Source organism: Cognatiluteimonas telluris (assembly GCF_011320095.1).
Classification (GTDB): domain Bacteria; phylum Pseudomonadota; class Gammaproteobacteria; order Xanthomonadales; family Xanthomonadaceae; genus Cognatiluteimonas; species Cognatiluteimonas telluris.
Genome location: NZ_JAANOY010000045.1, coordinates 1 through 8,449 on the forward strand (window position 1 = coordinate 1; position 8,449 = coordinate 8,449).

At 66.1% G+C, this 8,449-nt stretch carries 7 protein-coding genes; all 7 read right to left on the minus strand.

The genetic code is table 11. The features are described from left to right. The coding region (locus G7B67_RS12400) for a condensation domain-containing protein (protein WP_207780930.1) at positions 1 to 650 on the minus strand (650 nt) is incomplete at its 3' end. 50 nt (positions 651 to 700) lie between these two features. Beyond that, a complete protein-coding gene (locus G7B67_RS12405) occupies positions 701 to 1,783 on the minus strand; it encodes an HAD-IIIC family phosphatase (protein WP_207780931.1) in 1,083 nt (360 codons plus the stop codon). After that, on the minus strand, positions 1,783 to 2,940 hold the full coding sequence (locus tag G7B67_RS12410) for an acyl-CoA dehydrogenase family protein (RefSeq protein ID WP_166212887.1): 1,158 nt from the start codon (positions 2,938 to 2,940) through the stop codon (positions 1,783 to 1,785). Before G7B67_RS12410 ends, G7B67_RS12405 begins: the two co-directional genes overlap by 1 nt. Continuing rightward, positions 2,937 to 3,197 (minus strand): acyl carrier protein, encoded by a 261-nt coding sequence (locus tag G7B67_RS12415; RefSeq protein WP_166212889.1) that lies wholly within the window; start codon positions 3,195 to 3,197, stop codon positions 2,937 to 2,939. Before G7B67_RS12415 ends, G7B67_RS12410 begins: the two co-directional genes overlap by 4 nt. A gap of 2 nt (positions 3,198 to 3,199) precedes the next feature. Then, positions 3,200 to 4,123 carry a 3-hydroxyacyl-CoA dehydrogenase family protein gene (locus G7B67_RS12420; protein WP_166212891.1) on the minus strand — a complete coding sequence of 308 codons (924 nt, stop codon included), beginning with the start codon at positions 4,121 to 4,123 and terminating at the stop codon, positions 3,200 to 3,202. A gap of 39 nt (positions 4,124 to 4,162) precedes the next feature. After that, complete coding sequence (locus G7B67_RS12425) at positions 4,163 to 8,113, minus strand: type I polyketide synthase (protein ID WP_166212893.1); 3,951 nt, start codon at positions 8,111 to 8,113, stop codon at positions 4,163 to 4,165. A 3-nt stretch (positions 8,114 to 8,116) separates the two neighbouring features. Further along, on the minus strand, positions 8,117 to 8,449 hold a 333-nt coding region (locus G7B67_RS12430; RefSeq protein ID WP_166212895.1), incomplete at its 5' end, for a phosphopantetheine-binding protein.

An 8,449-nucleotide genomic window follows, 5' to 3' on the forward strand; every position in this document is an offset into this window, starting at 1 on the left:
AACGCCCCCACCTCGCGAACCAGCACCCCCATCGACCACCCATCGGACACGATGTGGTGCATCGCCACCAGCAGTACGTGCTCATCCGCTGACAGGCACAGCACGCGACCGCGGATCAGCGGGCCTCCGACGATGTCGAACGGCGTATCCACGGCCGCCCGCGTATGCGCGGCAACCGCAGCTTCGCGCTCCTCCGGAGTGAGCGTGCGCAGGTCGACTTCGTCAAGCGCGAATGGCATGGCCGGCTCGATGACCTGCACCGGACCCGCCTCCGTGCCGACGAAGCGGGTTCGCAACGACTCATGGCGCGCAACGATCGTGTCCATCGTTCGCCGGAAGGCAACGCGATCCAGTACTCCGTGGAGTCGGTAGGCGCCGGCAACATGGTAGGTGGCACTCGGCCCCTGCAGTTGCTCGATGAACCACAACCGCTGTTGCGGCAGCGACAGCGGCGCGCTGGCATCGGGGTGCGGGCGCGGCTGCACGAGTGCCGCGGCCGAACCGGCGAGACCGCCCTTAAGCCGGTGCCGAAGCAGGCGCAACTTTTCGGACGAAAGCGCTTCGCGCCTCGCGCGTAGCCCATCCTCGCGGGAAGACGTCGTCGCGCTGTCGCTAGGGTTGTTCATGCTCATCCATTCGATTTCTTCCATGCGGGAGTTCGTGTCGGCGTGGCCGATCGACCTGCATCCGTGTACGTGGCTCAGACTGTCCCGGCCGGCGATTCCCCGCTGGGCACGAAGCTGCGCACGCGCACGTATTCCGGGTACGCGGCATCGGCGGCCAATTCGTGCTTCAGCACTTCGGCGCCCCCGTTCTTGGCGTGGGGCTGGAATCCCGCGAACCGGTACGTCGCGTACATCATCCGATTGCGCTCGTTGGGCACCATGTCGGCGAACAGGTGCACTTCCGCTTCCCGCGCCCGGTTGACGATCCAGTTGAGGAACGTCGAACCGACTCCGCGCGAGATCACCCGGCACGACATCAGGAAGGCGCGAATCGTCCAATCACGCCCCGACTTCTCCACCAGGGCGAGTCCTATTTTCCCGTACTCGCCGTACTTGTCCTCGAGCGAGGCCACCAGCAACTCATGGCGTGGCGATACCCGGAATGCGTCAAGCTCGGCGTGGGAGTAGATGCGACCGGTGGTATTCAGCTGATTGGTCCGGGCAACCAGTTCCTCCAGCCGCCGCAGATCCTCCACATCGGCCGGCGCAATGCTGAAAACGAGCCCCAGCGACGCCAGGAACGATTCACGCGGACCTTCGAAGTCCTGCTCGCTTTCGTTGCGCTGCTGGTCGCTGCGGTACATCTGCCGTCGCCGGCGCGATTCGTCGGTGATGAAGCGAGGCTGCAGTTCAGGGCATTCGAGCAGCGTTGCCACTTCGCCGGCATCCAGGCACAGAACGTCGGCATGCACCGAGGCAACCTCATCGCGCTCGAACGGTTGGTCGTCGATGAAGGCAAGAGCGTCGATTCCGATGTTGAAGGCTTCGGCGATGCGGGCGATCGATTGGCTCTTCGCGCCCCAATTGACCTGCGGGTAGAGGAAGTAGTCCTCGAGTCCGAGTTCCGCCAGCTTCGCCATGGCGGGCCCGGCGTCGTTCTTGCTGGCGATCGACAGCAGGATGCCGCGCTCGTCAAGCGTGCGCAGCGTCGCCTCGACGCCGGGGCGCGGGCGCACTTCGTCGCCCTCGGACAGGATGCCGTCCCATAACGTATGGTCGAGATCCCACACCACGCACTTCACGCGTCCGCGCACCGGCTCTGCCATTTCCTGTTCCATCAGAAGAATTCCTTCAGGCCGTCGGCCCACTGAGGTGCGTGCTGGGCGAGCAGCACCTGCTGGATCTGGGTCGTGCCTTCAATGACGCCGAAGACGCGGGCGTCGCGCTGGAAGCGTTGCACAGGATATCTCGTGCTAAACCCGTTTGCGCCGTGGATCTGCATGGCGGCAGCCGCGGCGCGGTCGGCGGCGCGCGCAGCCACGTACTTCGCCGCCGTGGTGCGCACGATCATGTCCGGGCTGCGGTTGGCGCGCGCAGCCGCGGCATCCAGGCACATCAGGCGCGCCGCGCGATGCTCGACCATCATGTCGGCCAGCATCTGCTGCACCAGCTGGTGCTCTTGCAGCGGCCGGCCGAATTGCCGGCGCTTCGCCGCGTAGTCCACGCTGGCCTGCAGGCAAGCCTGTGCCAGCCCGACAGCGCCCCAGGCGATGCTGTATCGCCCATGGTCGAGGACCGATCCAACGATCTGCGACAAGCCGAAGTCGGCGCTGCCCAGCAGGTTCTCGCGCGGAACGCGGCAGCCTTCGAAGCGCACCTGGGCAAGCATCCCGGCACGGAACCCGGCCATGCCGTCGATGGGTTCGATGTCGATGCCGGGGGTCGATCGATCGACCAGGATCGCGGCGATCCGGCCATCCAGCTTGCCAACCACCAGGAACAGCCCGGCGATCGTGCCGAACGAGATCCAGGCCTTGCAGCCATCGACGACAATTTCGTCGGACTCGGACCTGAGCGTGGTCTGCACGGCGTTCGCATCGCTGCCGGCTTCGGCCTCGCTCAGCGCGAAGGCACCGATGGCACCACCGCTGGCCAGGTGCGGCAACCAGCGCTGCTTCTGCGCCGCACTGCCCCAGCGCAACAGCGCCGAGCAGACCATGACGTGCACCGTGGCCAGGCTGAGCGCCGAGGCGCTCGCGCGGCCCAGGGATTCGAAGACTTCGCCGAGTTCCCGCGGGTCCAGCCCGATGCCGCCGTGCCCGGTCGGGATGGCCATCCCAAACAGGCCCTCCTGCGCGCAAAGCGACAGGACGTCGGCAGGCAACTCGCCCGCCGCGTCGAAGTCGTCGGCACGCGCCGCGATCGCAACGCTGATCATCGATTTCAAGCGCGCGACCTGCGTGGCTCGCTCCAGCAGGTCAACGGCCGCACTCATGCCGCGACGCCCGCGCCAAGCTTGTGGCCGACGAAGCGGGCAAGCGCATCGACACTGCTGAAATTCGCGATGTCCATGTCCTCGTTCTCCACCGTGATGCCGAACGCGCCTTCCACGTGCAGCACCAGTTGCATCGCGAACAGCGAGTTGACGTAGCCGCTTGCGAAGATGTTCTGGCTGTCCGCGAAGTCGGATGCACGAATGTATTTCGAAAGGAAAAGGCGCAGCGAAGCGCGGATGTCGCTGGGACTTGTCACGGTCAGGTTCCGGTCTTGAGGGAGGAAGTCGCCGCGGGATGCGGCCCGCGGGGGAGTTGCGCAGCCGCGCCATCGCCGCTGGGCGCGTAATCGAAGAAACCCCGGCCCGACTTGCGGCCGTGCAGGCCGGCGTCGACCATCCTGCGCAGCAACGTCGAAGGGCGGTACTTGCTGTCGCCGAAGGCGTCGTGCAGCACTTCGATCGAATAGAGGATGGTGTCAAGCCCGATCAGGTCGGCAGTGGCCAGTGGCCCCATGCGATGGCCGAAGCAGCTTTCGAACAGTCGGTCGACGTCACTCGCGGAAGCCACGCCTTCCTGCACCAGGTTGACCGCTTCATTGATGGTCAGCATCAGCACGCGATTACTGACGAAGCCCGGCGCGTCATTGACGACGATGCCCTGCTTGCCCATCCGCTGCAGGAGCTGCAGCGCAACGCCCAACGTCTGTTCGCTGGTGTGGAATCCGCGAATCACCTCGACGGTGTCCTTTTGCGGCACCGGATTCATGAAGTGCATGCCCAGCACCTGCCCGGGCCGTGCCGTTGCAGCCGCGATGCGCGTGATGGGGATCGCCGAAGTGTTGGCTGCAAACACGCAATGCACTGGACAGATCGCGTCGAGCCGCTGATACACGGGCTGCTTCACGTGCCACTTCTCGACCACGTTCTCGACCAGGAAATCGACGGCGCGCAGCTGGCCAACGTCCGTCGCATAGGTGATCCTTTCCTGCGCCGCCTGGATATCCAGCCCGGCGCCGCGGTTCATCATGGCGAAGAACCGCAGGTTGTTGCGGATCTCGCCACGCGCCCGTGCGAGCACCGCGTCGTTGATGTCGACCAGGATCACATCGAGCCCGGCCTGGGCGGCGCATTGCGCCACCCCCACGCCCATCACCCCCGCGCCCACCACTCCAATCAGTTTCATCGATCCTCCGTTCGGTTCGCCGGCAAGCGGACGTGGCGCTCAGTGCCGGATGGCATACAGGTTGGAAATCGTCGAGCCGCGGTAGAGCGCATCCTGCTCGACCGCAACGCGGAACCCGCGCGACTCCAGCAGCGACGACACCTCCGCCACCCTGCCGTCGAGGTCGTGCACCTCGATCACGATCTGGCGGATGTGCGGCCAGTGTTCGTCGTCGATCCCACGGATCACTTCGTGCTCGCACTTCTGCACGTCGATCTTCAGCAGGTCGACATGGGTCACCCCGCATTCGCGGATCACATCGGACATGGTGCGCATCTCGCACTCGACGACCTGCTCGCGGAAGCGGTACTCGAGGATGTCGTCCATCTGGTCGAGAAGTTCGCCGGCGCCGTCGCTAGTCGGCTCCAGCTGGTTCTCGATGATCGCCCGCAACGCCGCCTTCTCTTCGCCCTTGTCGGCATGGAAGGACGACATGCCCGTGCTGTTGGGATAGAAGGTCAAGGCCTGGCGGCCGGGGCGATCGGTCAGGCCCGCATTGAACAGGCGCACGTTCACCCCAGCGCGCTCGGTATTGCGACGCAGCGCGTCGAAGACCGGCGGCGCCGGTTCGAACGCATAGATCTGTGCGCCGGGCGCACGTGCATGGGCGAAGAGCGAAAACAGGCCGATGTTGGCGCCCACGTCAAAGATCACCGCCTGCTCCGGGATCTTGACGCCGTTGCGCGCATAGACCTCGGTTTCGAAGATGTCGTGGTAGAAGTGCTCCGTTTCCACCGCGTTGAACTGCATGACCTCCATGCCGTTCGGCAAACGGTAAGGCGTGGCCTGGGCGTCTTCTTCGGCAGGGATCGGAGCCGATACGCGGTCACCAAGCGACTCGATTTCGGTCAGCAGCAAATCCTCGATGTGCGCGGCGAATGCCGCCAGGGTGGGCTGGTCGAACAATGCGCGGACGGCCACGTCGAGCTCGAACGCGGCACGCACCCTTGCCATCAGCTGCACCGCGAGCAATGAGCTTCCGCCGAGGCGGAAGAAATGGTCGTTCCGGCCAACGGTTTTCAGCCCCAGCACGGCGCCCCAGAGTTCCGCGACCGCGGACTCGACATCGCCTTCCGGCGCCACGTAACCCGCCCGCGTATCCGAGATCTCGAACGCCGGTTCGGATGCGGCGGCTGCGGCAGGCGGAGCGGGCTCCTGCAGCGCGGCAGAGGCGTGGGGGGGCAGCGCCCCGACTGGCACGTCGAACCAGTAGCGCTGGCGCTCGAACGGATAGGTTGGCAGCGACACGCGGCGGCGCGCCGTGCCGGCGTGGTAGGCACGCCAGTCCACCTCGATACCCGCGCACCACAACGCCCCAAGGGTCCGCGTCAGGACGAATGCATCGTCGGCCTGTTCGAGGGCGCCAGGCAGGCTCGGATGGCTCTGGAGCCGCTCGCGGCGTGCCGGTTCCGCGCACTGGAATCCGAACGAAGTCAAGCTTTGGCCCGCTCCGACTTCGACGAATGCGCGCGCCTGATCCTGCAACAGCAGGCTCATGCCCTGGCCGAACCTGACCTCGCTGACGGAGTGCCGGGCCCAGTAATCGGGGTTGGTGGCCTGGGCGTCTGTGATCCAGTCGCCGGTGAGGTTCGAGAGGTATGGGATCTGCGGTCGCTGCAACCTGATGCCACGCATCAGGTCGGCGAGGGGGGCACACACCGCCTGGATCATCCCCGAGTGGAATGCGTGCGCGGAATTGACCAGGCGATGGGCCCAACCGCGGGTCCCGAACTCGCCCTGCAGGCGGGCGATTGCATCGGTTGGACCGGAAAGCACGGATAGTCCCGGGGCGTTGCTGGCGGCGATGCAGACGCCATCGCGCAGCAGCGGCAGGAGATCCTCGCGCTGAGCCGACACCGCCAGCATGGCACCGGGAGGCAGCGCCTCGATCAGGCGTGCGCGCTCGGCCACGATACGCAGCGCATCGGGCAGCGACATCACTCCGGCGATGCAGGCGGCGACGTATTCGCCCAGGCTGTGTCCGATCATTGCCGTTGGCTTGATGCCCCAGGACATCCACAATCTCGCCAGCGAATGGGCGACGGCGAATAGCGCCGGGTGCGCGAACGCCGTGGTGTTGATCGCCTGGGCGTCCGCGTCGGATGCCGCTGCTGCGCGTCCAAGCATTGCGCGCAGGTCGATCCGCCCGCCAGGTGCGTCGCCATGACGCGGCCTGTCAGCCGCGCCCGCCGGGAACAGCCCGGCGCGCAGGTCCAGGCCATGGCTCGCATGCAGCAGGTCGGCACACTCGTCCAACGCCTCGCGGAACGCGGCTTCGGTGTCGTACAGGCCGCGCGCCATGCCGATGTACTGCTCCCCCATTCCCGGAAAGAGGAAGGCGACATGCAGTGCGGGATCGTTGGCGACGCCAGCAACGGAGAAGTCGGATTCGCTGCTGCGCAGGTGGCTTGCGGCCACTTGCGCCGAGCCGGCCAGCACCGCCCGTCGCTGCGCGAACGGCGTGCGTCCTGCTTGGAGGGTAAATGCGACGTCGGCGAGTGGCCCCTGTGCATTCGCTTCGAGATGGGCGGCCAGGCGGCCAGCAGCAGCTTCGAGCTCGCGCCCGCTGCGCGCCGAAATCGGCAGCAACTGCCAGGGGCGCGGCGATGGCGCCGTTGCCAGGGCCTGCCATGACTCCAACACCACGTGTGCATTGGTGCCGCCGATCCCGAACGAACTGACACCAGCACGCAAGGAGGATGCCCCGGGGTTTGGAACCCACGCGCGCAACTCGCTGTTGACGTGGAAGGGCGTCTGCTGGATTTTGATCTGCGGATTGGGCGCCGTGTAGTTGAGGCTCGGCACCAGTTCGCGGTGTTTCAGGCACAACGCGGTCTTGATCAGGCCAGCGACGCCGGAGGCCGCATCAAGGTGTCCGATATTGCTTTTCACCGAGCCGATCGCGCAGTGCGTTGCCGGTTCGTCGCCGCCCGAGAAGGCCTGTGCCAGGGCTTTCAGCTCGAGCGGGTCCCCGAGCGCCGTCGCCGTGCCATGGGCTTCGACGTAACCGATGCTGGATGGGCTGACCCCTGCCATGGCCAGGGCGGTGGCGATGGCATCGCGCTGGCCCTCGGCACTGGGTGCGGTGAATCCGACCTTCTGCGCGCCATCGTTGTTCACGCACGTGCCGCGGATCACCGCATAGACATGGTCACCATCGGCAATCGCATCGTCCAGGCGCTTGAGCACGGCGATGCCGGCCCCATTGCCGGGGACGGTGCCCTGGGCCGCGGCGTCGAAGGGACGGCAACGGCCGTCGCGCGAGAACACACCTCCCGGTTGGTAGACATAGCCGCTGAACTGCGGCACGTGCACCGACACCCCGCCAGCCAACGCCATGTCGCACTCGTAGTTCAGCAGGCTCTGGCAGGCCATGTGGGTGGCGACGAGCGACGTCGAGCAGGCCGTGTTGACGCTGATGCTGGGGCCACGCAGGTTGAGCTTGTAGGACACCTGCGAGGTCATGAAATCGGTCTTGTTGCCGATCACCAGTGACAGGACCGCCATGCCTTCGGCAAGCTGGGCGCTGTACGGCAGCAGGCATTTCAGCAGGTAGGTATTGAGCCCGGTGCCGGCATAGACGCCGATGCGTCCGTCGTAGCGCGAAGGCACGTAGCCGGCATCCTCGAGCGCTTCCCAGGCGCATTCGAGGAAGATGCGATGCTGCGGGTCGGTGATCTGGGCTTCCTTCGGCGAGAAACCGAAGAATTCGGCGGCGAAGCGATCGATCTGGCCAAGCGGCGCGGCCACGCGCACGTAATCCGGGTGCTGCATTTCCTCGGCCGGGACCCCCGCCTGGCGCAGCTCCGATTCCGAGAGCGGCCTGATGGATTCCACGCCGTTGCGAAGGTTGCGCCAGAACGAATCGATGTCGTCAGCGCCGGGGAAGCGCCCGGCAAGGCCGACGATCGCAATCGCGTGCGGGGGGCTCATGGTGTCGTTGTCGAGCACGCGTTATTTCCTGTGGTGATTTCTACGGTTGTCATTCAAGGCGGCCCGGCGTTTTTCGGCACGTTGCGCCGCTTCGTCCAGCGAGGCCGGCAGCGCACTGCCGTGTTCGATGCGTCCAGCGAGGCTGGTGATGCTCGGGTGCGAGAACACGTCGACAAGGTCGAGGTCGTGGTCGCGGCCGATGCAGTCGGCCAGGCGGGCGTGCATCTGCATCGCCAGCAGCGAGTGCCCGCCGAGGTCGAAGAAGTTGTCCTCGGCGCCGACGGCGTCCAACCCGAGCAGTTCGCACCACAGCGCGGCCACCTGGCATTCGATGGCCCCGGCGGGCGCGCGCGA

What these genes read in the sequence shown, in the direction of transcription:
- G7B67_RS12420 (WP_166212891.1), bottom strand. Translation starts at nt 4,123, where the DNA reads ATGAAACTGATTGGAGTGGTGGGCGCGGGGGTGATGGGCGTGGGGGTG.
- G7B67_RS12410 (WP_166212887.1), bottom strand. Translation starts at nt 2,940, where the DNA reads ATGAGTGCGGCCGTTGACCTGCTGGAGCGAGCCACGCAGGTCGCGCGC.
- G7B67_RS12405 (WP_207780931.1), bottom strand. Translation starts at nt 1,783, where the DNA reads ATGGAACAGGAAATGGCAGAGCCGGTGCGCGGACGCGTGAAGTGCGTG.